This window comes from Mycobacterium heidelbergense (assembly GCF_010730745.1).
GTDB lineage: Bacteria > Actinomycetota > Actinomycetes > Mycobacteriales > Mycobacteriaceae > Mycobacterium > Mycobacterium heidelbergense.
Genome location: NZ_AP022615.1, coordinates 3,924,106 through 3,948,803 on the forward strand (window position 1 = coordinate 3,924,106; position 24,698 = coordinate 3,948,803).

Here is a 24,698-nt window from a genome sequence, read left to right on the forward strand (position 1 = left end):
ACCATGACCGAAGAGGCCAAAGAACCCGAGGCCGCCGACGAGATCGATGACGCCGGCAGGGTCGACGGGGACGAAAGTCAATCTAAGGATCGGCTCGCGCGCTGGCGGGGGCGGGCCACCCCCCGCCTCTCCCACCCGGCGGCGGCTTTGGTCGCCAGCGCCGCCGTGGTGGCGGCGCTGGCCGGATTGGCCGGCTGGCTGGGCCACCGGGCGTACGAAGCGCATGAGGCTAACGCCAAGCGCGAGTTGTACGTTCAGGTCGCTCGGCAGGGCGCGGTGAACCTGACCACGATCAACTACACGGAAGTCGATGCGGACGTGCAGCGGATCCTGGACTCATCCACCGGGGCTTTCCGTGACGACTTCGAGCAACGGTCCAAGCCGTTCGTCGAGGTCGTCAAGGCGGCGCAGTCGAAATCGGAAGGCACCATCACCGACGCCGGGCTGGAATCAGAGCGGGGCGACTCGGCGCAGGTGCTGGTGGCGGTCGCCGTCAAGTCCCGCACCGCCGGCGGCGAGGAGGCGCCGCGGGAATGGCGGATGAGGATCGAGGTCCGGTCGGTCGGCCCCGACGCCAGAGACGCCAAGGTGTCCAACGTGGTGTTCGTGCCATGACGACGCTCCGCGACGCCACCGGGCGCGACGAGGAGACAGCCAACGCTGACTCGCAAGCCGCCGAGGTCGACCACGCATCCGATGACGGGTCGACCGGCGGGGAAACGCGGCCGATCGCGTGGCCGCGCGTGTTCGCCTACGGCGTCCTGCCCGCGATCGCGTTGCTGCTGGCGCTGGCGGCGGGCTACCTCACGTGGGTGGCCGGGTTGGCCGACGACCTTGCGCGTGCCCGTGCCGAATCGGTGCGGGTCGCCGGCGAAGACGCGGTCGCCCTGTTGTCCTACAAGGCGGATTCCGTGGAGAAGGATCTCGGTGCGGCGCGCGAACGGCTGACGGGCGATTTCAAGGATGCGTACACCGAGCTGACCCGCCAGGTCGTCATCCCCGGGGCGAAAGAAAAGCACATCTCGGCGGTGGCCAAAGTGAATGCGGCGGCCTCGGTTTCGGCGACCGCCAACCACGCCGTGGCCCTGCTGTTCGTCGACCAAACCGTGACCATCGGCGACGGCGCTCCCACGGACACCCAGCCCGTCGTCCGGGTGACGCTGGACAGGGTCGACGGCCGATGGCTGGTTTCGCATTTCGACCCGGTCTGATGCGAGGTCTCAGCGCCCGGATGGTGCCCGCCGCCGTGATCGCCGCGGTGGCGGGGGCGTCGCTGGCCCCCGCCGCGGGTGCCGATAACAAGCGGCTCAACAGCGCCGTCGTCTCCGCCGTCTACACCCTGCAGCACCAGGCGGGCTGCACGAACGACGTCGTCAGGAACAACGCGCTGACGCTGGCGGCCGAATGGCACGCGGAAGACATGATCAACAATCGAAACATCAACGGCGACATCGGGTCCGACGGCTCGACGCCGCAGGACCGCGCCAACGCCGCCGGATTCCGCGGCGCGGCCGCCGAGACGGTGGCGATCAACCCGGCGATGTCGATCAGCAGCCTCGAACTGGTCAACCAGTGGTATGACAACCCCGACGACATGGCGATCATCCGCGATTGCGCCAACACCGCGATCGGGGTGTGGTCGGACAACAGCATCGACCGCACCGTCGTGGTGGCGGTCTACGGGCAACCGGTGGCGGCGCTGAAGCCGCGCTAGGGGTCTCTGGCGCCGTTGGCTGGGGCCGCCGAGACTGCGGTGGTGGCGGCGCCCCAGGCGAAAAGCCAGCCGTGGACGCAGGCTCGATGCCACCAGCGCAGACTCGGCGCCGGCGGCACCTACCTTTTCGTCCGCTTCACAGCGGCGCGCGCGGGTGGCTGTCGCGCTGAGGTGGGCACATCGTCGTATGCCGGCCGGCCAGTGACCGATGTGGCACCTGCGGATTGGCGCACGGCCACGCGCCCGACATTCACGTGGCCCGCTCAGTCGTAGACCGGCGTCCACATCGTGTCGGCGACGGCCCGCGCCACGTCGTCGTGCGTCTGCGTGGCCACCCCGTCTTCGACGGCGGCGTGGTAGACGGCCTCGGCCACCGCCGTCGAGATCGCCCGCAAGTTCTGCACGTCCGGCAGCAGCGAGTCCCCGGGGTCGGTCGGGCTGGCCTGCGCCACAATCGCTTTCGCCGCCGCCTGCAGCATGCCCGGGGTGACGGTCCTGGCCCGGGCGACGATGACGCCCAGGCCGATGCCGGGGAATACCAGCACGTTGTTGGCCTGGCCGATGGTGTAGACGGTGCCGTCGTATTCGATGGGGGCGACGGGAGTGCCGGTGGTGATCAACGCCCTGCCGTTCGACCACTCCAGCACGTCGGCCGGCATGGCCTCCATGCGTGAGGTCGGGTTGGACAGCGGAAAGATCATCGGCCGTTCGCAGGAGGCGGTCATCGCCTCGACGACCTTTTGCGTGAACGCGCCGAACACCGTCGAGGAGCCCAACAGGATGGTGGGCGAGGCGAGCTTGATCGCGTCCACCAGTCCCACCCGGTCCCCGGCGGCCACGCCCAGTTGCTTGCGGTTCTTCGCGTACGGCACCTGGAAATCGCGCAGGTCGTCCATGTCGTCGAAGAGCAGGCCCTGCTTGTCGATCGGCCAGATCTGGGACCTGGCCCGCTCGGCCGTGGCGCCGTCGGCGACCATCGCGTCACGGATCTGGTCGGCGACCCCGATCCCGGCGGTGCCGGCTCCGAAGACGATCGTCTTCTGGTCGCGCAGCGGGACCCCGGTGACGTGGCATCCGCCATACACGGCGGCAACCACCACCGCGCCGGTTCCCTGGATGTCGTCGTTGAAGACGCAGTACTCGTCGCCGTAGGTCTGCAAAATCTTGCGGGCGTTGAGCGGCCCGAAGTCCTCGAAATGCAGGATGGCGTGCGGAAACAACCGGTGCGCGGTCTCGATGTAGCGCTTGATGAAGGCGTCGTACTCCTCGCCGCGGCGCCGGGCGTGGCGGTTGCCCAGGTAGAACGGATCCTGCAGCAGCTGTTCGTTATCGGTGCCGACGTCGAGCGACACCGCGAGGCAACGCCGCGGATCGATCCCGCCGCCGGCGGTGTAGAGCGCCAACTTGCCGACGGCGATTTGGATTCCGCCCACACCCCAGTCGCCGATGCCCAGGATCGCCTCGGCGTCGGTGCACACGATCAGGTCGACGTCGTCGGGGCCGAGGCCGAAAGTCTCGAAGGCCTCGGTGATCTCGTCCGGCTCGTCGATGCTCAGGAAGAGTCCCCGCTGCCCGCGGTATTCATCGGAGAAGCGCTGAATGGCCTCCCCGACGGTGGGCGTGTACACCACCGGCATCAGCTCGGGCAGATGGTCTTCCAGCACCTTGAAGTACAGCAGCTCGTGGCGGTAGTGCAGCTGCTCGAGGAGCAGATTGCGGCCGAGATCCGTAGCGAGGCTTTGGAGTTGATGCCACACGCGGTCGGCCTGCTCGTCGAGCGTGAGCACCGCCGACGGAAGCCGGCCGGTCAGCCCCAGCCGTCGGCGCTGCTCGTGAGTGAACCCCACCCCACGATTGAGGCTCGGCGCGGCCAGCGCAGGGGGGATCCGCGGCGTGTGGGGATCGCTCATCACAACCTCCGTCCGATGACCCAGACCACCACGCCACGGTAGCGCCGATCCCACGGAACTCAGTGAACGCACCCTGAAGGGTGTCTGAAGGGGACGGCCGTGGGACGGCTATCGACCGGAGACGGACTCGGCCGCGTCCGGGTAGACGAGTCCGCGGTCGGCCGCGATGTCGCAGGCGCACGGCGACCCGGCGCGCCACAGCTGAGCCCCGCGCCTGCGCATCAGGTGCTGCACGTAGACCTTGTCCCGCTGGTCCCGGGAGAACGCCAGGTCCAGGTTGATGGGCAAGCCGGCCCAATCGACGTGGCCCGGCGCCGACGACCGGCCGTCGGTCGTGCCGTCGAACCGCAGCCGGCAACGCAGCGGGCAGTCAGCCCTCACGACCCCATCGGGCCCATCACATTCGCGAGCCACCCGTACGTCACTCCTTCAGGTGCGCGACCTCCTGAGGGAATCGTCCGACACGGATGTTTCGGCGGCGGGTGGGCGACGTTTCCGCCGTATTACGCGTTTCCTCGCACGCGGCAGTGGGTCAGTAGACGTCGCGGTGGTAGCGCTTGTCGGCGCTTAACGACTGGACGTAGGCCTTCGCCGCGTCCGGGCCGAGGCTGCCGTGCTCGGCCGCGATCTCGCAGAGCGCGCGGTCGACGTCCTTGGCCATCGGATCGGCGGTGCCGCACACATACAGCTGCGCGCCGTCCTGCAGCCACGCCCACAGCTGGGCCCCGCGCTTGCGCATCAGGTGCTGCACGTAGACCTTCTCCTGCTGGTCCCGGGAGAACGCGAGGTCGAGCTCGTTGAGGAATCCGTCGGCGTGCATTCCTTCGATCTCGTCGCGGTAGTAGTAGTCGGTGGCGGCGTGCTGCTCGCCGAAGAACAGCCAGTTCGGACCGGTGTGGCCGAGCGCGCGACGCTCCTGCAGGAAACCGCGGAAGGGTGCGATGCCGGTGCCGGGGCCGATCATGATCATCGGCGTGTCCGACTCGCCCGGCGGCCGGAAATTGCTCGACGGCTGCAGATAGACCGCGACTCGATCGCCGGGGGAGCGGTCGGCGAGGTAGGTCGAACACACGCCGCGGCGCGGGACGCCCTGAAAGTTGTAGCGCACCGGCGAAACCGTCAGGTGCACTTCCCCGGGGTGCTCCTTGGGGCTCGACGAGATCGAGTACAGCCGCGGCTGAAGGCGTTTGAGGACCCGCAGCCACTCGTGGGCCGATGCGGAGACCGGCAGCCGCGCCAGCAGGTCGACGGACTGGCGCCCCCATGTCCAATTGCTCAGGGCGGTCTTGTTTTCCGGCCGCAGCAGTTCCGCGAGTTTCTGGTCGCCGGTGCGCTCCTGCACGAACCGCACCAGGTCCCGGCTGATGTGGGCGATCTCGATTCGCTCGGTGAGCGCCGAGCGCAGCGACATCAGGCCATACTCGCCGACCTCGACCGGGGTCTGCCCGTCCAGCCCGGTGACGGACAGCCATTCGTCGACCAGTTGGTCGCTGTTGCGCGGCCACACCCCGAGCGCGTCACCGGCCTCGTAGCTGACGGCCTCCTCGGGCAGGTCAAACACCAACTGCCGCACGTCTTTCACCGATTCCGGCTGGCTCAGCACGGTGTTGCGGACCATGCCGGTGATCAGCGGATGTTTTTTGTTGTAGGCGGGTGTCGCGGGTTGCGCCGCCGGGCGGGGCGCGGCCGCGGCCGTCGCCGTGGCCGGGGCGGCGCCCTGGCCGACCGGGGTGGGCGTGCGCGTCAGCGACTCGATAACCGCGCTTAGCCAGCCGGCGGCGGCCTCCTCGTAGTCGGGCTCGCAGTCGACGCGGTCGGCGATGCGTGTCGCGCCCAGCTCCGCCAGCCGCTCGTCGAGCTTGCGCCCATAACCGCAGAAGTCGTCGTAGTTGGAGTCGCCCAGTGCGAGAACCGTGTAGCGGGTGCCGGCGAGCCGCGGTGCGCCCTCGCCGGTGAGCGCCCGCCACAGGCCGGCGCCGTTGTCGGGGGCCTCGCCGTCGCCGGTGGTGCTCGTGATCACCAATAGCTCTCGCGTGGTGGGCAAGTCGGCCACCGGGAAGTCGTCCATGCTGTGCAATGCGACCGACAGCCGAGCCTCACCGAGCTTGGCGGCGACCTCGGCGGCGAGCTCCTCGGCGTTTCCGGTCTGCGAGGCCCATAACACCACGACCGGCGCCCGGTCGGGCGTTGGGACCGGCGGGTCCTCGGCGGCCGGCGCGGGCGCCGGCGCCGGCCGCGGTGCCTCGGTGCGGGCGAACAGCCCGGCGAGCAGACCGTCGACCCACAGCCGGGTGCTGGAGTCGAACGGGGCGGTGTGGGGCAGGGTCGGCACCCCGGCGGTGCGCAGGCCGGCTTCCGACCGCAGCCCGGCTATCAGTCCCGCGAGGTAGGAGCGGCCGAGCGGGCCGATCTGCGGCGCCGGTTCGTTTGCGACGCCGAGCACTTCGGCGAAGGCGTCGACGCGGGCGAGGTCGATCGCCGCCACGTCGTCGCGGCGATCGGGATCCGGCGCGATGGCCGTCCCGGGACCGGTGGGCGGGTCGGCCGTGGCGACGGCGACCTTCGTCAGCGTGACCGCGCACGCCTTGAATTCCGGTTGATACGAAAGCGGATCGACGGCGTCGTTGGTGACGGCGTTGATCGACAGGTATTCGCCGAACGCGTCGTTCCAGTGGAAGGGGGCGAAGCAGTTACCGGGCCGCACCCGGTCGCTGATCACGGCGGGCAGCACGGCACGGCCGCGCCGGGAAGCGATTTCGACGTGGTCGTCGTCGTGGATCTGCAGCCGGGCGGCATCGTCGGGGTGAATCTCGACGAACGGTCCGGGGTTGAGCTTGTTGAGCTTGGCGACCTTGCCGGTCTTCGTCATCGTGTGCCATTGGTGCGGCAGCCGCCCGGTGTTGAGCAGGAACGGGAAGTCGTCGTCGGGCATTTCCTCGGGCGGCAGGTGCGGGCGGGCAAAGAACGTCGCGCGGCCGCTCGGCGTCGGGAAGGCCAGCCGGGGCACGCTGCCGTCGTCGCGGACCAATCGAGTCTGGCTCACACCGTCGTTCAGGTAACGGATCGGGTTGCGGTCGCCGGTGCCCTCGGGCGGGCACGGCCACTGCAGCGGCGTCTGCCGCAGCCGGTCGTAGCTGGCCCCCCGTAGGTCGTAACCGGTCGCGGGATTCCAGAACCGCGTGATCTCCTCGAATACATCCGCGGCGGAGTCGTAGCTGAACGACGCCGAAAAGCCCATCTCGCAAGCGATCCGGGCGATGATCTGCCAGTCCGGCAGCGCCTGGCCCGGCGCCGTGACCGCCGGCTGGAACAAGGTCAGGTTGCGCTCCGAATTGACCATCACCCCCTCGGACTCCGACCACAGGGCGGCGGGCAGCGCGACGTCGGCGTACTCGTTGGTCTCGGTCTCCAGGAACGCGTCCTGGGTGATCACGAATTCGGCGCGCTCCAGGCCGGCCAGCACCGTCTTGCGATTCGCCACGCTGGCAACGGGATTGGTGCAGATGATCCAGCACGCCTTGACCGCGCCGTCGGCCATGCGGGAGAACAGGTCGATGGTTCCGGTGCCGACCTCGGTGCGCAGCGACCCGCGGGGAATGCCCCACTGGTCCTCGACGAAGTCGCGGTCGGCCTCGGACGCCACCGAGCGCTGGCCCGGCAGACCCGGCCCCATGTAACCCATCTCGCGCCCGCCCATGGCGTTGGGCTGACCGGTGAGCGAGAACGGGCCGCTGCCCGGCTTGCAGATCGCGCCGGTGGCCAGGTGCAGGTTGCAGATCGCGTTGGTGTTCCAGGTGCCGTGGGTGCTCTGGTTGAGGCCCATCGTCCAGCAGCTCATGAAGTTCTCGGCCTCGCCGATCCAGCGGGCCGCGGTGCGGATGTCTTCGGCTGGGATGCCGGTGATTTCGCTGACCTTGTCGGGGGTGTACTGCTCGAGGAAGCTGGGCATCACCTCCCAGCCTTCGGTGAATTCGGCGATGAATTCGGGATCGGTGTGCCCATCTTCGATGATCAGGTGCAGCAGCCCGTTGAGCAGCGCGAGGTCTGCCCCCGGCGCGATCTGCAGGAAGAGGTCGGCATTCTCGGCGGTCGCGGTGCGGCGCGGGTCGACGACGATCAGCTTGGCGCCGGCCTTGACGCGATCCATCATGCGCAAGAACAGGATCGGATGGCAGTCGGCCATATTGGCGCCGATGACGAAGAACACATCGGCCCGGTCGAAATCCTGGTAGGAGCCGGGCGGCCCGTCCGCGCCGAGGGACAGCTTGTAGCCGGAACCCGCGCTGGCCATGCACAGCCGCGAGTTCGACTCGATCTGGTTGGTTCCGATGAACCCCTTGGTCAGCTTGTTCGCCAAGTACTGGGCCTCGATGGACATCTGGCCCGACACGTACATGGCGAAGGAGTCGGGGCCGTGCCGGTCGATGATCGCCCGCAGCCGCTTCGCGCACCGGGTGATCGCGCTGTCCATGCCGAGCGGCTCAAGGGGCTCGCCGCGGTCGGCCCGCAGGTAGGGCGAATCCATCCGGCCCGGTGCGGCCAGCATGTCCGACGTGGTCGCGCCCTTGGTGCACAACCGGCCGAAGTTGGCCGGGTGGCTTTTATTTCCAACCGATTTCGTAACGTGACGGCGGCCGCTTTCGGGGTCGGTTGTGACCTGTAACACCATGCCGCAGCCGACACCGCAGTACGCGCACATGCTGTTCACCGCGTGCGGACGGGCGCCGTTACGCTCATCGGCCACGCCTACTTCCTCCCCTCCAGCGCGCAAGGGCCTACGCGCCAAATAGTGCGGCAGGGATGTTTCGGCATCGGGCGTCCGATGTTTCCGCCGTTTTACGGCTTCCTCTCACCGGCTCCGGACTGATATGTGAAATGTCCGGAAAACCCGTCGCCGACGGGATAGTCGCAGGTCAGCGCCGATCTGCGACGTTGCCCAGACTACCCGCGGGCCCCGCCGAATTACCCCTCGGAACGGGGGTTCCGACGAAACAAATGGGACATTCACAGTTTTCGTTAAGCTCACAATGTGCGTCGTCAGTTTGTGATTCTGCTCATTTTGTTGGTTTCGGCTTGCGGCGGAAAACCAACGGCCCCGCCGGCATCGCGGGCCGATACGTGCAAGGACTCCGACGGGCCGACGGCCGACACGGTGCGACAGGCCATCGCCTCGGTTCCGGTCGAGGTCCCGGGCTCGAGCTGGGTCGAAATCGCGCGGGGGCACACCAAGAAGTGCCGCTTGTATTGGGTTCAGATCATCCCGACCATCGCCAGCGAGTCGACGCCGCAGCAGCTGCTGTTCTTCGACCACAACACCCCGCTGGGCCCGCCCACCCCGAACCCGAAGCCGTACATCGCCGTGCTGCCGCCGTCCGATGACACCATCACGGTTCGCTACCAATGGCGGGTCGGCAACGACCAGCCATGCTGCCCCACCGGGATGGGCACGGTGAAGTTCCAAATCGGCTCGGACGGCAAGCTGCGGGCGCTCGGCAAGATCCCGCATCAGTAGCCTTGACGCGCAACCGCTTTGAGGATCAGGCGGGCAGGTTCTCCGGGTGCAGCATCTCGGCGTAACGCAGCGGTTCCGGGATGCCGAATCCGTCGACGAGCGTCTTCGCGTGCGGCCGCAGCGCACGGCACCGATCGTTGATGCCCCGGGTGACCGCCTTGGCCCGCCCGGTGGACAGGTAGCCGTGCTCGATGTACCACGCCTTGTCGTCCTCGATCACCGACAGCGCATACAGGTCGCAGACGAGCTCCAACAGGTCGCGGGCCTCCTTGTCCTCGCACGAGTCGATCCCGGCGACGAAGGCCTCCAACACTATCCGGTCGATGTGCGCGCTCGCCGCGTGCAGCACGTGGTCCTGCACGGCATTGAACGCGTCGAACGCCGACATCTCCTTGGATTTGCCCTGCAGCCGGCGCGCGACCGAAGACAGCAGATAATCCTCGCGCTCCTCGAACATGGTCACCTGGGTGCCGCGGTTGAACAGGCTGCCCTCCTCTTCGCTGTCCTGGCGGGCGTCGATGATCGTCTGCATAATCGCCTCGGCCGCGGTGCGTTTCCTCACCCGCTCACCGACGGCGTTGGCGGCGAAGCGCACCCATTCGACCGGGCTCATGCTGCGGATGTCGTCGGCGTACGCCGTCAGCAGCTCCTTGGCCACCAATTGGGTCAGCACGTGATTGTCGCCCTCGAACGTGGTGAACACGTCGGTGTCGCCGCGCAGCGCGATCAGCCGGTTCTCGGCCATGTACCCCGCACCGCCGCAGGCCTCGCGGGCCTCCTGGATGGCCCGGGACGCGTGCCAGGTGTTGGCCGCCTTCAGCCCCGCCGCGCGCGCCTCCAGCTCGCGCTGCTCCTCGGCGTCGGGCGCGTCCGCCGTCTGGATGTCGTGGCACTTGCCGACCAGCTCGTTCTGGGCGAACTGCAGCGCGTAGGACCTCGCGATCAACGGAAACAGCCGGCGCTGATGCACCAGGTAATCCATGATCAGCACCTCGGTGCCCTCGTCGGGTGCGCTGAATTGCCTGCGCTGCAACGCATATCGGGTGGCGATATCCAGCGCGACGCGGGCGGCGGCGCCCGCGCTGCCGCCCACGGTGATGCGGCCGCGAACCAGGGTGCCCAGCATGGTGAAGAACCGGCGATTGGGGTTGTCGATCGGGGAACTGTACGTGCCGTCCGGTGCGACGTCGCCGTACTTGTTGAGCAGGTTCACCCGCGGGACGCGGACGTGGTCGAACACGATGCGGCCGTTGTCGACGCCGGGCAGCCCGCCCTTGTAGTCGCAGTCCGACGTCGTCACCCCGGGCAGGTCGTTGCCGTCGGCGTCGCGGATCGGGACCAGGAGGCAGTGCACGCCGTGGTTGACCGGCTTGCCGTCGTCGGTGGTGATCAGTTGCGCGAAAACCGCTGCCATGGTTGCGGTTTCGGCGGCACCGCCGATGTAGTCCTTGCGGGCCGTCGGGGTGGGGGAGTCGACGACGAATTCTTCGGCCTCGGCGTCGTAGGTGGCCGTGGTCTCCAGCGACTGGACGTCGCTGCCGTGTCCGGTCTCGGTCATCGCGAAACAGCCGCGCAACTCGAGGCTGATGATCTTCTGCACGTAGGCCTTGTGGTGGCGCTCGGTGCCCAGGTTTTCGACGGCGCCGCCGAACAGCCCCCACTGGACGCCGGCCTTCACCATCAGCGACAGGTCCGACATCGCCAGCATCTCGATCATCGTGATCGCCGCGCCGACGTCGCCGGTCCCGCCATGCTCCTTGCGGAAGGAGTCGGCGGCGGCGCCGAACGCGGCCATGATCCTCATCTGCTCGGCCACCTTGGTGCGGGCGATCACCGTGTTCGGCGTGTAATGCGGCCGGAACAGCTCCTCGGTCAGCGTGCCCCGCATCCGGTTCTTCACGTCGCGCCAACGCCCGTCGAGGGCGTTGCGCAGGTGCTCGGCGGTGCTTGTCGTGTCTGGCGCCATAAAGCGACGGTAACCCGCGCCGTCAACCCCATCGCCCAACGTGCACTCAGGGCGGAGATCGTGGCGGATTTTCGCCCTGAGAGCACGCTCGGCGCTCCCGGCCGGCCGATCCCGGAGCCCGGCGAACTGCTAGCTTAGGACCGGGATGCCGCAATACCTCGCCGCTGTCATGGTCGTGCTCCTCATAGGCACGGTCGTGTGCAGAGTCGTGTTGCTGCGCAGAACCGGCACGCAAGCAATGCATTTCGGGAAGCTCGACAAGACGGATTTCCTGATTCCCCCGGTGGCGCTGTTCTACTTCTACACGGTGTTCGCCGCCGCCTTCGGTTGGCCCCTGGCCAGCCGCGAGCGCTTCTTCCAGTCGACGATTCTCGCCTGGCTGGGGGTGGCGCTCTGCCTGGTCGGGGTCCTGATTCTGGTGCTCAGCCTGGTGTCGTTCGGCGACAGCTTCCGGGTCGGCATCGATGCCGACCAACCGGGCGGGCTGGTGACGACGGGCATTTTCGCGGTGAGCCGCAATCCGATCTACGTCGGTTTCTTCGTCTTTTTGGTCGGTCAGCTGTTGGTGTTTCCCAACTGGGTCCCGCTGCTCTATCTCGTCGGCGCCACCGCGCTGTTCCACCGGCAGGTGTTGCGCGAGGAAGAATTCATGCGGCAGCGGTACGGCCATCTCTACGCCGACTACTGCCGGCACGTCAGGCGGTATCTCTAGCGCCGCGGCGGCGGGCGCCGCTTAGATGGCCTCATGGCCCAGCCAGACACCCCGTCGCAGCACCCCGGCCCGGCGTACGACGTCGGGCACACCCATTCCGATGTCAGCGGAGGCTGGTTGCGCGCGGCCGCCTTCGGCGCCATGGACGGCCTGGTCAGCAATAGCGGCCTGATCGCCGGCGTCGCCGCCGGTGAAAGCGCGCACGCGGTCACGGTCGCCGGCATCGCCGGCCTGCTGGCCGGGGCGTTCTCCATGGCGCTGGGCGAGTACACGTCGGTGACGACGGCCAACGAGCAGATCGAATCCGAGGTCTACGTCGAACGCCGGGCCCTGCGCACCCGCCCGCAAGCCGAGCGGGCCGAACTCGTCGGCATGCTCGTCGGCATGGGCATGACCGAGAAAACCGCACAGACCGCCACCGACGAGATCCACCGGGACGAGAACCGGGCCGTCAACTTCCACATCGTGCAGGAGGTCGGGCTCGATCCGGCCGAGAAGCCGTCCGCCCGGCTGGCCGCCGTCTCGTCCTTCGTGACGTTCGCCATCGGCGCGGTAATCCCGCTCCTCCCTTACCTTCTCGGGTATGGGTCGCTGGCGACGGGTCTGGCGTGCGGGGCGGCCGGCCTGCTGGTCGCGGGCGGCCTGACCGCCCGATTCACCCGCAAACCGGTGTGGTGGGCCGGGTCGCGGCAGCTGCTCTTCGGCGCCGTCGCCGTCGCCGCCACCTATGCGCTCGGTCTGCTCGTCGCAGCGGTCATGTGATGCCCGCCGCCGCCCGCTGGCCCCGAACGCCACGCCGCCGGTGGTGCCCCCCGACCCGGAGGGCATCGCCTTCGACCCCCGCCGGCAGCGGCTGTACTGGAGCTCGGAAGGCGAGCGGCTCACCGCGGGCCCGGTTTTGCTGGACCCGTGGGTGCGGACCGCCGGGCTTGACGGCGCTTACCTGGGGCAGTTCACCCTGCCGCCCAACCTGGCGATGTCGGCCCAGCACACCGGGCCCCGCCGCAACAAGACGCTCGAGGGGGTGGCGCTCACCCCCGACGGCGAATCGCTGTTCGCCGCAATGGAAGACCCCGGCTACAACGACGGGCCGGCAAGCGACGGCGCCCGCGGCGTGCTGACCCGGGTCACCAAATTCGACGTCGCCACCGGCGCACCCACCGCCCAGTACGCCTACCCGATGGAGCCGCCCGCGCCGCCCGCCGACCTCAACGGCGTCTCGGACCTCGTCGCGCTGTCCGACACGGCGTTCCTGGTGCTGGAACGGTCCTCCGCCGCGCCGCCGACCGTCCGGATCTACCGCGCCGAGGTCGGTGCGGCGACCGACGTGTTGCCGATGCCGTCGATGCAGCGCGCGTCGGTGACCCCGATGAGCAAGACGCTGGCGGTCGACCTGTCCGCGACGCCGGGCCTGGCGCCCCTGGATAACGTCGAGGGCATCACGCTGGGACCGACACTGCCCGACGGCCGCCAATCGGTGGTGCTGGTGAGCGACAACAACTTCTCACCCGCCCAGGTCACCCAGTTCCTGCTGTTCGCGATGTAGCGACCGATCGCGGGCTTCCCGCGTGGGCGGCCGCAGCCGGTACCGGGCGAACCCGGCCGCCACCGCGCCCAGGGCGACCAGCATCACCATGTCGAACACCCACCACCCCGAATAGTGGGTCCACGTCGCGGCGTTGGCGGCCAGCGCGTCGACCCTGCGCAGATCCACGGTCGACGCCGACGCCGCGAAGCCCCACCGGGCGGGGACGAACCAGGAGATCTGCTGAAAGCCCCACGTGCCCACCAGCCGAACCAGGCTCCCGTCGAACAGCAGCGAGGCCAGGATCACCGGCACGGCCAGCGGCACGACTTCCCGGAGGCGGGCCCCCAGCGTGGACAGCGCCAGCCCGACGATCGCCGAGACGACGGCCGTGACGGCCACGCTCGCATAGAGCTCGACCGTGCCGTTGTGCAGCACGACGGCGCCGTGCACCGGGCCGCCTTTGACGGCGACGACGATGGCGAACACGAGGGCCGTCAGGACGGCCGCGGCCACACCGAAGACGACGATCTTGGCGGCCAGGTACGCCGACGCCGACAGCCCGATGGCCTGCTCACGCCGGAAGACGCGCCGCTCCTCGACCAGGGCGCGGATGGTCAGCGCGGTTCCCACGATCACCGCGGCGAGGTTCAGCGCGGCCAGGATCTCAATGGCCTCGTGGGGATTGGGGCTGCTCGGGTTGGGTCGTTCCAGGCCGGAATCGCCCGGTATCAGCAGGGTCAGCGCCGCCAACACGAACGGCAGGACCGCCAGGAACAAGAAGTGAATGTGGTCGGCGAAGAGCAGGCGCAGCTGGCGGCGGGCCACCAACCGGAATTGCCGCTTCCCGGGAAGCTCGGAGGGAGGCGGCCACGGCGCGGCGACCGCCGGCGGCGCGGGCGGGGCCACCGCTTGATGGCGGGCTCGAAACGCGCGATGCGCACCGTCGGGATCGGCGCCCGCCCGCTCCAGGACCGTCGACCAGTCGGTGGTGCCCATCGACGACCCGACCTGCAGCGGCGCCCCGAGGAAAGCCATCGCGCCCCTGGAGGTGAGCACCAGCACCTGGTCGCACATGGTCAGGCTGCCCAGCGACGCCGGCGACGACACGGCCATTACCACGGCGCAGCCGATGTCGGCCTGCCGGCGCAGGACCGCCAGCACGTGGTTTCGCTGCGCCGCATCCAGCGGGGCGCTCGGCTCGTCAACCACGAGCAGCGTCGGCCGGGTGACGAGTTCGACCGCCAGCGAAACGCACCGGCGCACCCCGGGCGCGAGCTTGTTGATCCGGGTCGCGCGGTGCGGCGTCAGCCCGAGCTCGTCGAGAACCTGGTCCACCACCCGGCGGCGGTGCTCGGGGGAGGTGTCGGGCGGCAGGCGCAGTTCGGCGGCGTACCCCAGGGCCCGTTCGACGGTGAGCCGTGGGTGAACGCGCTCGTCGCGCCCCACGATCCCGATCCGGGCGCGCATCGACTCCGGTTCGGCGCGCACGTCGTGGCCGTCGACGGTGACCTGGCCGGAGCCGAGGTCCCTGGCGCCGGCCAGCAACTGCAGCAGCGCCGAGTTGCGCGCCGCCGACGGCCCGACGACCGCGGTCAACGTGCCCGGACGCGCCGAAAACGAAATGTCCGTGAGCATCTCGTGCCCGTCGACGCTCAGCCCCAGCCGGTGCGCGATCACCCCGGTGGTGCGGGCCCCCGGCTTGAGCGGCAGCCGAAAGGTGGAGTCGGCCTCGTCGGTGCGGAAGGAGGGCTGCGGGACGCGCAGTGATCGCGTGATCATCCGCTCGATCAGGCCCCGGTCCTTCGGCCGGTCGTCCGCGGCGGTCAGCGGTGGGCCGGGTCGCCGGTCCGCGCGCGGCTGGGGTGGGGCGATCCGGATCTGCTGGGTGGCCCGCTGCGTCGGGACCCGCAGGTGGGGGTCGCTGGGGCGGTCGGGTGGGCCGGCGGGGGGACCGATCTGGAAAACCAGCCGCGGACCCCGTTGCGGATCGCCGATGGTGATCGCCTGGCCGGAGCGGATGTCGAGCGTCGACACCCGGGAGCCGTCGACGAACATGCCGCGGGGACCGCTGTCGATGGCCACCCAGTGGTGACCGGTGAATCGCAACACCACATCGGGGCGAGGCGGCGGCGCGGGCGGGCCGGCGTTGACCGGCCGCCGCAGGGGGACGTCGACCCCGTGGCCGTAGCCCACCAACACGTCGCGGCCCGGGGCGAAAACGTACCTGGTGGATCCGACCCATACGGTCAACGGGGAGGCCGGGAAGGCCGGGACCTCGGGCCGCATCACCGCCCCCTCTCGTCACCGGTCAGACCGAACCGGTCCCGCCTCCAGACACCGCTTCCAGTGTCTACCCGCCCGCGGCGGTCCAGCCACCGGGGCGGGCGCCCTCACAGGGTGTGGCGGCGCGCCGATGTCGCGGCGTTGTCCAGGAGCCGGCGCAGCACCTGGACCGCTTCCGTCAGCACCTGGCGGTCCGCCGGCTCGAGCAGGGCCAATTGCGGTTCGATGGCGGCGGCGCGGTCCGCCCGAACCGCGTTGAGCGTGCGTATCCCCTGGGGCGTGATGCGGATTCGGACCGCCCGGGCATCGCCGGGATCGACGGCTCGGGTGACCAGGCCGGCGTCCTCGAGCCGGCGCACCTGCGTGGTCATCGTCGGCTGCGAGCAGTGGTCGACGGCGGCCAGGTCACCGATTCGGGCCTCCCTGTGGGCCTCGATGGTGGCCAGCAGCCTGGCCTGCGCGGCCGGCAGGGGCATCTGGATGCGCTGGGTGGCCAGTCGGTTGAGCCGCGCGACCACAGCGAGCAGATCTGCTCCCAGGCCGGGCTGCGGCTCGGTGTTTGCGGCGTCAACGACATCGGTGTGGTTGGCGGCGGATGCGTTCATGCGTCCATAGTTGCATAGCTTTGCTAAGCGAGACGAGCCCCACACGCCTTGGCGGGAAAACCCAGGCGGCGCGGTGTGCTACGGGGACTTGGCGCCGCGGCCTGGCAGAATCGATAAAGTGACCGTCCCCAGACCATTCCGTTCACCCCATCGGGGCGGACCGCTGCGGCCGGTCGAGTTGGCACAGGCCTCGGTCATGGGCGCACTGTGCGCGGTGGTCGCGATCATCTCCGTCGTCGTCCCCTTTGCGGCGGGACTGGCCTTGCTGGGCACCGTGCCGACCGGGCTGCTGGCCTACCGCTACCGGCTGCGGGTGCTGATGGCCGCGACCGTCGCCGCCGGGGTGATCGCCTTCTTGATCGCCGGTCTGGGCGGTTTCATGACCGTCGTCCATTGCGTCTACATCGGCGGTCTGACCGGAATCATCAAGCGCAGGGGCCGGGGCACACCCACCGTGATCGTCTCGTCCCTGATCGCCGGGGTCGTGTTCGGTGGCGCGATGGTCGTCATGCTGGCCGTGCTGGCCCGGCTGCGGCACCTGATCTTCGAGGTCATGACCGCGAACGTGGATGGGGTCGCCGCCTTCATGGGCCGGGCGCACATGCCGGGGGCCGCCGCCGATCTGCAGCGCTATTTCGCCGAGGCGCTGCACTACTGGCCCTGGGTGATGCTCGCCTATTTCACCGTCGGGATCATGATCGTGTCGTTGATCGGCTGGTGGGCGTTGTCCCGTCTGCTGGAGCGGATGCGGGGCATCCCCGATGTGCACAAACTGGACGGGTGGGACTGGAGCGAGGGCGAGGAAGCCCCGGTCGGGCCGGTCCCGGTGCGGTTGGACAAGGTGCGCTTCCGTTACCCCGGCGCCCGCCAGGACGCGCTGCGTGAGCTCAGCCTGGAGCTCCGGGTCGGCGAACACGTCGCGGTCACCGGCGCCAACGGCTCCGGGAAGACCACGCTGATGCTGATCCTGGCCGGCCGGGAGCCGACGTCAGGCACGGTGGACCGCCCGGGATCGGTGGGTCTGGGCAAGCTCGGCGGCACGGCCGTGGTCCTGCAGCACCCCGAGAGTCAGGTCTTGGGCACCCGGGTCGCCGACGACGTGGTCTGGGGCTTGCCGCCGGGCACCAGGATCGATGTGGACCGGTTGCTGCGCGAGGTCGGCCTCGAGGGACTCGCCGAACGCGACACCGGCAGCCTGTCCGGCGGTGAGTTGCAGCGCCTCGCGCTCGCGGCCGCGCTGGCCCGGGAGCCGGCGCTGCTGATCGCCGACGAGGTCACCACCATGGTCGACCAGCGGGGCCGGGACGCCTTGCTGGGCGTGCTGTCGGGCCTCACCGAACGACACCGGACCGCCCTGGTGCACATCACGCACTACAACAACGAGGCCGTCTGCGCGCAGCGCACAATCGATCTCAGCGATTCGCCGGACAACGCCGGCATGGTCGAGTCCACGGACGCGCCGGCCAGAACCGTCACGGTCGCTCACGGCTCGCGCGCGCCGGTGCTCGAACTCATCGGCGTGGGCCACGAATACGGCTCCGGCACCCCGTGGGCCAAGACCGCGCTGCGCGACGTCAGCTTCGCGGTGGAGCAGGGAGACGGGCTGCTGATCCACGGCGGCAACGGCTCCGGCAAGTCGACGCTCGCGTGGATCATGGCCGGACTCACCGTTCCGACCACCGGCACCTGCCTGATGGATGGCCGGCCCACCCACGAGCGGGTCGGCGCGGTGGCGTTGTCGTTCCAGGCGGCACGGCTGCAGTTGATGCGCAGCCGCGTCGACCTGGAAGTGGCCTCGGCGGCGGGCTTTTCGCCCCGCGACGAGGATCGCGTCGCCGCCGCGCTGGGCGTCGTGGGGCTCGATGCCACCCTGGCCAAGCGCCGGATCGACCAGCTCAGCGGCGGTCAGATGCGCCGCGTGGTGCTGGCCGGGCTGCTGGCATGTTCACCGCGCGCCCTGATCCTCGACGAGCCGCTGGCCGGGTTGGACGCCGCCAGCCAGCGCGGCCTGCTGCGGCTGCTGGAACACCTGCGCCGTGAGCAGGGCCTGACGGTGGTGGTCATTTCGCATGACTTCGTCGGGCTGGAGGATCTGTGCCCGCGCACCCTGCATCTGCGCGGCGGCAGGCTGGAACCCGTACCGGCCGCGGCGGGGGGTATGGCGTGACCACGACCTCCACCCCGGCCCGGCGCCCCTCTCGCCCGGTGGTGCTGCTCGTTCCGGTGCCGGGAACCTCGACCATCCACGACCTGTGGGCGGGCACCAAACTCCTGGTCGTTTTCGGTGTTTCGGTGCTGCTGACGTTCTACCCGGGGTGGGTGACGATCGGGTTCGTGGCGGCGCTGGTGCTGGCGGCGGCCAGGATCGCCCACATCCCGCGTGGCGCGCTGCCGTCGGTGCCGCGGTGGCTGTGGATCGTCATCGCCTTGGGCGGCATCACGGCCGCGCTGGCCGGCGGCAGCCCGAAGGTCTCGATAGGCGGGCTCGAGATCGGACTCGGCGGTGGCCTGAACTTCCTGCGCATCACGGCGCTGTCGATCGTCTTGTTGGCGCTCGGGGCGATGGTGTCGTGGACCACCAACGTCGCCGAAATAGGGCCCGCGGTGGCGACTTTGGGCCGACCCCTGCGACTGTTGCGGATCCCGGTCGACGAATGGGCGGTCGCGCTGGCGCTCGCCCTGCGCGCCTTCCCGATGTTGATCGACGAATTCCAGGTGCTCTACGCCGCCCGCCGGCTCCGGCCCAAACGGATACCGCGCAACCGCAGGGCCCGCCGCCGGCGGCGCGCCCTGGAGCTGATCGACCTGCTGGCCGCCGCCGTCACCGTGACGTTGCGGCGCGCCGACGAGATGGGCGATGCGATCACCGCGCGCGGCGGCACCGGCCAGCTCTCGGCCAATCCGGCGCGCCCGAAGCTGGCGGACTGGGTGACGCTCGCGATCATCCTCGCGACCAGTGGCGCGGCGGTGGTGCTCGAGACGCTGGTCCACACCACCCCCTACTAGTGGTCTCGCCCGGAGGTCGTCGGGGCGCTGTTGGCTGGGGCGCCGAGACTGCGGTGGGTGCGGCGTCCGAGGCGAAAAGCTAACCCTGAACGCAGGCTCGATGCCACCAGCGCAGACTCGGCGTACGGACCAGACCCCTAGGCGCGAAAAGAGGCCCAAAACAGGGCAAGTCGGCCATCCATCGCGTAGCTTGAGCGGGTGGCCGACATTCACCGCACCCGCACCATCGCGGCCGGCGTCGGCGAGATCTGGGGCGTCCTCGCGGACTTCGGCTCGCTCAGTTCATGGGCCGGCAACGTCGACCACTCGTGCATCCTGTCTTCCGGCCCGGACGGGGGACCGGTCGGCACCGCCCGGCGAGTTCAGGTCAAACGCGACGCTTTCGTCGAGCGCATCACCGAGTTCGACCCGCCGCGCGCCCTCGCCTACGACATCGAAGGCCTGCCGCGCCGCCTGCGCAGGGTGGCCAACCGGTGGACGCTGGAACCGGCCGCCGGCGCCTCGACCGTCGTCACCGTGACCAGCACGGCCGAAATCGGCCCTCGCCCAGTCCAAAAGCTGGCCGAAGGCGTGCTGTGTCGCTTTCTCGCACGACAGTCCGACGCGATGCTCGCCGGGCTCGCCAACCGATTGGAGAACGCCCGTGTCTGAACGGCCCGATGTCGTCGTCGTGATGACGGACGAGGAACGCGCGGTGCCACCGTACGAGGCTCCCGGGGTGCTCGCGTGGCGCGATCGAACGCTGTTGGGCCGCAAGTGGTTCGACGATCACGGCGTCAGTTTCGGCCGGCACTACACCGGCTCGCTGGCCTGCGTGCCCAGTCGCCCAACGATTTTCACCGGGCACTATCCCGACCTGCACGGGGTCACCCAGACCGATGGCATCGGGAAGACGGCCGACGATTCCCGCATGCGCTGGCTTCGCCCGGGCGAGGTGCCCACCCTGGGCAACTGGTTCCGCGCGGCGGGATACGACACGCATTACGACGGCAAGTGGCACATCTCGCACGCGGACCTCACCGACCCGGCGACGGGCCGTCCGTTGGCCACCAACGACGACGACGGCGTCGTCGATCCTGCCGCGGTGCGGCGCTACCTGGACGCCGATCCGCTTGGGCCGTTTGGCTTTTCGGGATGGGTGGGCCCCGAGCCGCACGGGGCGTCGCTGGCCAACGCGGGCGTCCGCCGCGACCGCCTGATCGCCGACCGCGTCGTCGCCTGGCTCGCTGACCGCTACGCCCGCCGCAGGGCGGGCGACCCCGCCGCGCTGCGCCCCTTCCTGCTGGTGGCCAGCTTCGTGAATCCCCACGACATCGTGTTGTTCCCGGTGTGGTCGCGCCGAATCCCATTGGAGCCCTCACGAGCGGATCCGCCGCCGGTGCCCCCGGCGCCCACCGCGGGCGAGGACCTGTCGACGAAGCCGGCCGCGCAGATCGCTTTTCGCGAGGCCTACTACTCGGGCTACGGCCCGGCGCCGGCGATCAGCCGAACCTATGAGCGCAACGCCCAGCGCTACCGCGACCTCTACTACCGCCTGCACGCCGAGGTGGACGGGCCGATCGACCGGGTCCGGCGGGCCGTCACCGACGGCGGCTCGGCCAATGCGGTGCTGGTGCGCACGGCCGACCACGGCGACCTGCTGGGCGCCCACGGCGGACTGCACCAGAAGTGGTTCAACCTCTACGACGAGGCCACCCGCGTGCCGTTCGTCATCGCCCGCATCGGCGAGCGCCCGACGCGGCCACGGGTCGTCACCGCGCCCACGTCGCACGTCGACCTGGTCCCGACGCTGCTCTCGGCGGCCGGTTTAGGCGTGGGGGACCTCGCCGCCACTCTGGCCGAGACCTTCTCGGAAGTCCACGAGCTGCCGGGACGCGACCTGATGCCGATCGTCGACGGCGCGCCGGCCGACGACACCCGGGCCGTCTACCTGATGACGCGCGACAACATGCTCGAGGGGGACAGCGGCGCCTCGGGCCTGGCGCGCCGCCTGAAACGGACGGTCAACCCGCCTGCGCCACTGCGCATCAGGGTGCCCGCACACACCGCGTCCAACTTCGAGGGACTGGTCGTCCGCGTCGACGACGCGACGGCGACAGGGGGCGCCGGGCACCTGTGGAAGCTGGTCCGCACCTTCGACGACCCGGGCACCTGGACCGAACCCGGCGTGCGCCACCTGGCGGCCACCGGGCTGGGCGGCGAGGCCTACCGGACGTCTCCCCTTGACGACCAGTGGGAGCTGTACGACCTGAGGGCCGACCCGATCGAAGCCGACAACCGTTGGGCGGATCCGGATCTGGACGACCTGCGCCGGCACCTGCGAACGCAGCTGAAGCACGCCCGGGCCAGCTCGATCCCGGAGCGAAACCGGCCGTGGCCCTACGCATCCCGCCGCCCCCCGCGGGCGTCGGAGTCCAGGCTGGCGCGCTGGTTCGGCGCTCGCTGACCTACGTCCGCATGCGGTCGATGAGGTTCGACAGCACGACGATGCTTTCGCTGCGTTCGATGTCCGCGCTCGACCGGATGTGCTCGAGGACCGACTCGAGGTGAAGCATGTCGCGGGCCAGCACGTGCAGGATCGCGTCCGACGTGCCGGTGACCGTCGCCGCGCTGACCACTTCGGGCATGTCGACCCAGGCCGCGCGCAGCTGATGGGGCGCGATCGTGCCGTGGCAGAACACCTGCACGTAGGCCTCCGTGTTCCAGCCGAGCGCATTGCGGTCGACGACGGTGGTGAAGCCTTTGATCACACCGCTGTCGAGCATCCGGTCGACGCGACGCTTGACCGCCGGCGCCGACAGATTCACCATCTGCCCGATCTCCGCGAAGGTGGCCCGCGCGTTGTGGGTCAGCTCGGTGAGGATGCGCTCGTCTGTGCCATCCAGACGGTCCATCACCACTCCTTGCCTTGCGTTGTCTTGCGACAACAGATCGCCATAGTAGCGACTTCGGCACAATGAATCAGCTATAGACACGCAAAAATCGTCGCTGGCTTGCTCGACGAAGGCCAAATATCGTTGATTTATGACGGATTCGTCTGTCGCCGGGACCCGGCCCGTCAAGCGGGCCCGCACGTCGCGGACCCGCCGGTACGCGATGACCGCGCCGGCCTTCTTCGCCGTCGAGTATGCGATCAACCCGTGGATGGACGTCACCACACCCGTCGACGCCCACGCCGCGGCGACGCAGTGGGAGCGTCTGCATCAGACCTACCTGCGCCTGGGCCACCGCGTGGACCTGATCGAGCCCGTGCCCGGGCTCCCGGACATGGTCTACGCCGCCAATGGCGGGCTCATCGCGCGCGACATCGCCATCGTCGCCCGGTTTCGGTTCGCCGAGCGGGCCGGCGAGTCGCGGGCCTACGCCGAGTGGATGTCGTCGCTGGGCTATCGGCCGGTGTCGACTCGTCACGTCAACGAGGGGCAGGGCGATGTGCTCATGGTCGGCGAAACGGCGTTGGCCGGCTACGGCTTTCGCACCGACCGGCGGGCCCACCCCGAAATCTCGGCGGCGCTGGGCGTGCCCGTCGTCTCGCTGGAGCTGGTGGACCCGCGCTTCTATCACCTCGACACCGCGCTGGCCGTCCTCGACGATCACACGATCGCGTTCTATCCGCCGGCGTTCAGCGCGGCGGCGCGGGACCGACTGCATGCGCTGTATCCCGACGCTCTTCTGGTCGGCAGCGCCGACGCGTACGTGCTGGGCCTCAACGCCGTCTCCGACGGCCTGCACGTCGTGCTTCCGTCCGCCGCAACGGGTTTCGCCGCACAGCTGCGTGCGGCCGGCTTCGAGCCCGTCGGGGTGGAACTGTCCGAGCTGCTCAAGGGCGGCGGTTCCGTCAAGTGCTGCACGTTGGAGATATTCCCATGACGCTTCTCGGCGCCCGGACCTCGGAAGCGGTCGACCAGTTCGCCGCGGCCTGGCGGGGGGCGGCCATAATCGGCTGATCGGCGACAGGAGGCTCCCTTGCCAACCAGTTCGATCGGCCTGACGGAACAGATGCTGCGGCGCCGCCCGGTCGTCGGCGCCCGTGTGGCGCACGGGGCCGCGGACCACCTCAAGCGCAGCATCGGCACCTTCCAGCTGACCATGTTCGGGGTCGGCTCTACGGTCGGCACCGGGATCTTCTTCGTCATGTCCCAGGCGGTGCCCGAGGCCGGCCCCGCGGTGATCGTCTCCTTCCTCATCGCCGGCATCGCGGCCGGGCTCGCGGCCATCTGCTACGCCGAATTAGCCTCCGCCGTCCCGGTTTCGGGCTCGTCGTACTCCTACGCGTACACCACGCTGGGCGAGGCGGTCGCGATGGGCGTGGCGGCCTGCCTGTTGTTGGAGTACGGGGTGTCCACCGCGGCGGTCGCGGTTGCCTGGAGCGGCTACCTCAACAAGCTGCTGAGCAATGTGTTCGGATTCCAACTGCCGCTCGCCTTGTCGGCGGCGCCGTGGGATTCCCAACCGGGCTATGTGAACCTGCCGGCGATCATCCTGATCGGGATGTGCGCGCTGCTGCTGATCCGCGGCGCCGGCGAATCGGCCACCGTCAACGCGGTCATGGTGCTGATCAAGCTGGGCGTGCTGGTCATGTTCGTGATCATCGCGTTCACCGCCTTCGACGCCGACCGGCTCAAGGACTTCGCCCCGTTCGGCGTCGCCGGCATCGGTTCGGCGGCCGGAACCATCTTTTTCTCCTACATCGGCCTCGACGCGGTCTCGACGGCGGGCGACGAGGTGAAAGACCCGCAGAAGACCATGCCGCGCGCGATCATCGCGGCGCTGCTGACGGTCGCGGGCGTTTACGTGCTCGTCGCGCTGGCCGCGCTGGGCACCCAGCCGTGGCGCGACTTCGCCGCGCAGCAACAGGCCGGGCTGGCCACGATCCTCGACAACGTGACGCACAGCAGGTGGGCCAGCACCATCCTGGCCGCCGGCGCGGTGATCTCCATCTTCAGCGTCACGCTCGTCTCCATGTACGGCCAGACCCGGATCCTGTTCGCCATGGGGCGCGACGGGTTGCTGCCGGCGCGGTTCGCCACGGTGAACGCGCGCACCATGACCCCGGTGACCAACACGGCGATCGTCGGGGTGGCCGCGGGGGGCCTGGCGGCCTTCGTGCCGCTCGAAAAACTGGCGGACATGGTGTCCATCGGCACCCTGACGGCCTTCATCGTCGTGTCCGTCGGCGTGGTCATCCTGCGGGTCCGCGAACCCGATTTGCCGCGGGCGTTCAAGGTGCCCGGTTACCCTGTCACGCCGGCCCTTTCGGTGCTGGCATGCGGCTACGTCCTGGTCAGCCTGCACTGGTACACCTGGATCGCATTCACCGGATGGATCTCGCTGGCGTTGGTCTTCTACTTTCTCTGGGGTCGCCACCACAGCGCGCTCAACTCCGGCGAGGCCGCCTGAACCACCCGCCGACTGTCACGCCAGCGTGGCGGTGACGTCCGAACGTCACGCTAGCGTGACGT

General features: G+C 69.5%; 19 protein-coding genes and 1 pseudogene. 13 read left to right on the forward strand and 7 right to left on the reverse strand.

Annotated elements, in window-relative coordinates:
* Positions 1 to 3 precede the first annotated feature (3 nt).
* The 3 genes from G6N25_RS18335 to G6N25_RS18345 are packed head-to-tail and all read left to right on the forward strand — an operon-like array spanning position 4 to position 1,714.
* On the forward strand, positions 4 to 615 hold the full coding sequence (locus tag G6N25_RS18335) for an Mce protein (protein WP_083076252.1): 612 nt from the start codon (positions 4 to 6) through the stop codon (positions 613 to 615).
* Positions 612 to 1,211 carry a hypothetical protein gene (locus tag G6N25_RS18340; RefSeq protein ID WP_083076254.1) on the forward strand — a complete coding sequence of 200 codons (600 nt, stop codon included), beginning with the start codon at positions 612 to 614 and terminating at the stop codon, positions 1,209 to 1,211. Before G6N25_RS18335 ends, G6N25_RS18340 begins: the two co-directional genes overlap by 4 nt.
* 20 nt (positions 1,212 to 1,231) lie before the next feature.
* Positions 1,232 to 1,714 (forward strand): CAP domain-containing protein, encoded by a 483-nt coding sequence (locus G6N25_RS18345; protein ID WP_083076256.1) that lies wholly within the window; start codon positions 1,232 to 1,234, stop codon positions 1,712 to 1,714.
* A gap of 263 nt (positions 1,715 to 1,977) precedes the next feature.
* On the opposite strand, the gene G6N25_RS18350 is transcribed toward G6N25_RS18345, so the two are convergent.
* From G6N25_RS18350 to G6N25_RS18360, 3 genes are all read right to left on the reverse strand, one after another.
* Positions 1,978 to 3,624, reverse strand: coding sequence for an NAD-dependent malic enzyme (locus G6N25_RS18350; RefSeq protein ID WP_083076258.1), 1,647 nt, complete (start codon positions 3,622 to 3,624; stop codon positions 1,978 to 1,980).
* Positions 3,625 to 3,732: 108 nt separating this feature from the next.
* The gene (locus G6N25_RS18355; RefSeq protein WP_232065834.1) at positions 3,733 to 4,005 is read right to left on the reverse strand and encodes a hypothetical protein; all 273 of its coding nucleotides are present in this window, start codon (positions 4,003 to 4,005) and stop codon (positions 3,733 to 3,735) included.
* A gap of 151 nt (positions 4,006 to 4,156) precedes the next feature.
* Positions 4,157 to 8,323 carry a bifunctional nitrate reductase/sulfite reductase flavoprotein subunit alpha gene (locus G6N25_RS18360; RefSeq protein WP_083076274.1) on the reverse strand — a complete coding sequence of 1,389 codons (4,167 nt, stop codon included), beginning with the start codon at positions 8,321 to 8,323 and terminating at the stop codon, positions 4,157 to 4,159.
* Positions 8,324 to 8,668: 345 nt separating this feature from the next.
* Here G6N25_RS18360 and G6N25_RS18365 point away from each other — a divergent pair, with 345 nt between their 5' ends.
* Complete coding sequence (locus G6N25_RS18365; RefSeq protein WP_083076260.1) at positions 8,669 to 9,136, forward strand: LppP/LprE family lipoprotein; 468 nt, start codon at positions 8,669 to 8,671, stop codon at positions 9,134 to 9,136.
* A gap of 25 nt (positions 9,137 to 9,161) precedes the next feature.
* Here the strand turns inward: G6N25_RS18365 and G6N25_RS18370 are convergent, their stop codons facing one another.
* On the reverse strand, positions 9,162 to 11,102 hold the full coding sequence (locus G6N25_RS18370; RefSeq protein WP_083076262.1) for an acyl-CoA dehydrogenase family protein: 1,941 nt from the start codon (positions 11,100 to 11,102) through the stop codon (positions 9,162 to 9,164).
* Positions 11,103 to 11,247: 145 nt separating this feature from the next.
* Here G6N25_RS18370 and G6N25_RS18375 point away from each other — a divergent pair, with 145 nt between their 5' ends.
* The 3 genes and pseudogenes from G6N25_RS18375 to G6N25_RS18385 form a co-directional block, all read left to right on the forward strand.
* Positions 11,248 to 11,814, forward strand: coding sequence for a methyltransferase family protein (locus G6N25_RS18375; RefSeq protein ID WP_083076264.1), 567 nt, complete (start codon positions 11,248 to 11,250; stop codon positions 11,812 to 11,814).
* A 33-nt stretch (positions 11,815 to 11,847) separates the two neighbouring features.
* Complete coding sequence (locus G6N25_RS18380) at positions 11,848 to 12,576, forward strand: VIT1/CCC1 transporter family protein (RefSeq protein WP_083076266.1); 729 nt, start codon at positions 11,848 to 11,850, stop codon at positions 12,574 to 12,576.
* A 13-nt stretch (positions 12,577 to 12,589) separates the two neighbouring features.
* Positions 12,590 to 13,360, forward strand: a pseudogene (locus G6N25_RS18385) (esterase-like activity of phytase family protein); the annotation flags it as partial.
* Here G6N25_RS18385 and G6N25_RS18390 read toward each other — a convergent pair.
* Both G6N25_RS18390 and G6N25_RS18395 read right to left on the reverse strand, forming a co-directional pair.
* Entirely contained in the window at positions 13,319 to 15,628 is a 2,310-nt protein-coding gene (locus tag G6N25_RS18390; RefSeq protein WP_163672478.1) for an ATP-binding cassette domain-containing protein, read from the reverse strand. The pseudogene G6N25_RS18385 and the gene G6N25_RS18390 sit on opposite strands and share 42 nt — an antisense overlap.
* Before the next feature lie 104 nt (positions 15,629 to 15,732).
* On the reverse strand, positions 15,733 to 16,230 hold the full coding sequence (locus G6N25_RS18395; protein WP_083077004.1) for a MarR family winged helix-turn-helix transcriptional regulator: 498 nt from the start codon (positions 16,228 to 16,230) through the stop codon (positions 15,733 to 15,735).
* 118 nt (positions 16,231 to 16,348) lie between these two features.
* Between G6N25_RS18395 and G6N25_RS18400 the strand changes: the two genes are divergently transcribed.
* The 4 genes from G6N25_RS18400 to G6N25_RS18415 all read left to right on the forward strand — a co-directional run bounded on the left by G6N25_RS18400 (position 16,349) and on the right by G6N25_RS18415 (position 21,682).
* Positions 16,349 to 18,397: an ATP-binding cassette domain-containing protein gene (locus G6N25_RS18400; RefSeq protein ID WP_372506807.1), complete on the forward strand. Its 2,049-nt coding sequence runs from the start codon at positions 16,349 to 16,351 to the stop codon at positions 18,395 to 18,397.
* Complete coding sequence (locus G6N25_RS18405; protein ID WP_083077008.1) at positions 18,394 to 19,236, forward strand: energy-coupling factor transporter transmembrane component T family protein; 843 nt, start codon at positions 18,394 to 18,396, stop codon at positions 19,234 to 19,236. The genes G6N25_RS18400 and G6N25_RS18405 overlap by 4 nt, the downstream gene beginning before the upstream one ends.
* Positions 19,237 to 19,434: 198 nt before the next feature.
* A complete protein-coding gene (locus G6N25_RS18410; protein WP_083077010.1) occupies positions 19,435 to 19,887 on the forward strand; it encodes an SRPBCC family protein in 453 nt (150 codons plus the stop codon).
* The gene (locus G6N25_RS18415; RefSeq protein WP_083077012.1) at positions 19,880 to 21,682 is read left to right on the forward strand and encodes a sulfatase-like hydrolase/transferase; all 1,803 of its coding nucleotides are present in this window, start codon (positions 19,880 to 19,882) and stop codon (positions 21,680 to 21,682) included. The genes G6N25_RS18410 and G6N25_RS18415 overlap by 8 nt, the downstream gene beginning before the upstream one ends.
* A gap of 1 nt (position 21,683) precedes the next feature.
* Here the strand turns inward: G6N25_RS18415 and G6N25_RS18420 are convergent, their stop codons facing one another.
* Positions 21,684 to 22,130, reverse strand: coding sequence for an Lrp/AsnC family transcriptional regulator (locus G6N25_RS18420; protein WP_083077049.1), 447 nt, complete (start codon positions 22,128 to 22,130; stop codon positions 21,684 to 21,686).
* 130 nt (positions 22,131 to 22,260) lie between these two features.
* Here G6N25_RS18420 and ddaH point away from each other — a divergent pair, with 130 nt between their 5' ends.
* Entirely contained in the window at positions 22,261 to 23,106 is an 846-nt protein-coding gene (ddaH, locus tag G6N25_RS18425) for a dimethylargininase (RefSeq protein WP_083077014.1), read from the forward strand.
* A 96-nt stretch (positions 23,107 to 23,202) separates the two neighbouring features.
* Positions 23,203 to 24,636, forward strand: coding sequence for an amino acid permease (locus G6N25_RS18430; protein ID WP_142272855.1), 1,434 nt, complete (start codon positions 23,203 to 23,205; stop codon positions 24,634 to 24,636).
* The last annotated feature ends 62 nt before the right edge of the window (positions 24,637 to 24,698 follow it).

What these genes read in the sequence shown, in the direction of transcription:
- G6N25_RS18340 (WP_083076254.1), top strand. Translation starts at nt 612, where the DNA reads ATGACGACGCTCCGCGACGCCACCGGGCGCGACGAGGAGACAGCCAAC.
- G6N25_RS18380 (WP_083076266.1), top strand. Translation starts at nt 11,848, where the DNA reads ATGGCCCAGCCAGACACCCCGTCGCAGCACCCCGGCCCGGCGTACGAC.
- G6N25_RS18345 (WP_083076256.1), top strand. Translation starts at nt 1,232, where the DNA reads ATGGTGCCCGCCGCCGTGATCGCCGCGGTGGCGGGGGCGTCGCTGGCC.
- G6N25_RS18350 (WP_083076258.1), bottom strand. Translation starts at nt 3,624, where the DNA reads ATGAGCGATCCCCACACGCCGCGGATCCCCCCTGCGCTGGCCGCGCCG.
- G6N25_RS18420 (WP_083077049.1), bottom strand. Translation starts at nt 22,130, where the DNA reads ATGGACCGTCTGGATGGCACAGACGAGCGCATCCTCACCGAGCTGACC.
- G6N25_RS18360 (WP_083076274.1), bottom strand. Translation starts at nt 8,323, where the DNA reads ATGTGCGCGTACTGCGGTGTCGGCTGCGGCATGGTGTTACAGGTCACA.
- G6N25_RS18335 (WP_083076252.1), top strand. Translation starts at nt 4, where the DNA reads ATGACCGAAGAGGCCAAAGAACCCGAGGCCGCCGACGAGATCGATGAC.
- ddaH (WP_083077014.1), top strand. Translation starts at nt 22,261, where the DNA reads ATGACGGATTCGTCTGTCGCCGGGACCCGGCCCGTCAAGCGGGCCCGC.
- G6N25_RS18375 (WP_083076264.1), top strand. Translation starts at nt 11,248, where the DNA reads ATGCCGCAATACCTCGCCGCTGTCATGGTCGTGCTCCTCATAGGCACG.
- G6N25_RS18370 (WP_083076262.1), bottom strand. Translation starts at nt 11,102, where the DNA reads ATGGCGCCAGACACGACAAGCACCGCCGAGCACCTGCGCAACGCCCTC.
- G6N25_RS18395 (WP_083077004.1), bottom strand. Translation starts at nt 16,230, where the DNA reads ATGAACGCATCCGCCGCCAACCACACCGATGTCGTTGACGCCGCAAAC.
- G6N25_RS18390 (WP_163672478.1), bottom strand. Translation starts at nt 15,628, where the DNA reads ATGCGGCCCGAGGTCCCGGCCTTCCCGGCCTCCCCGTTGACCGTATGG.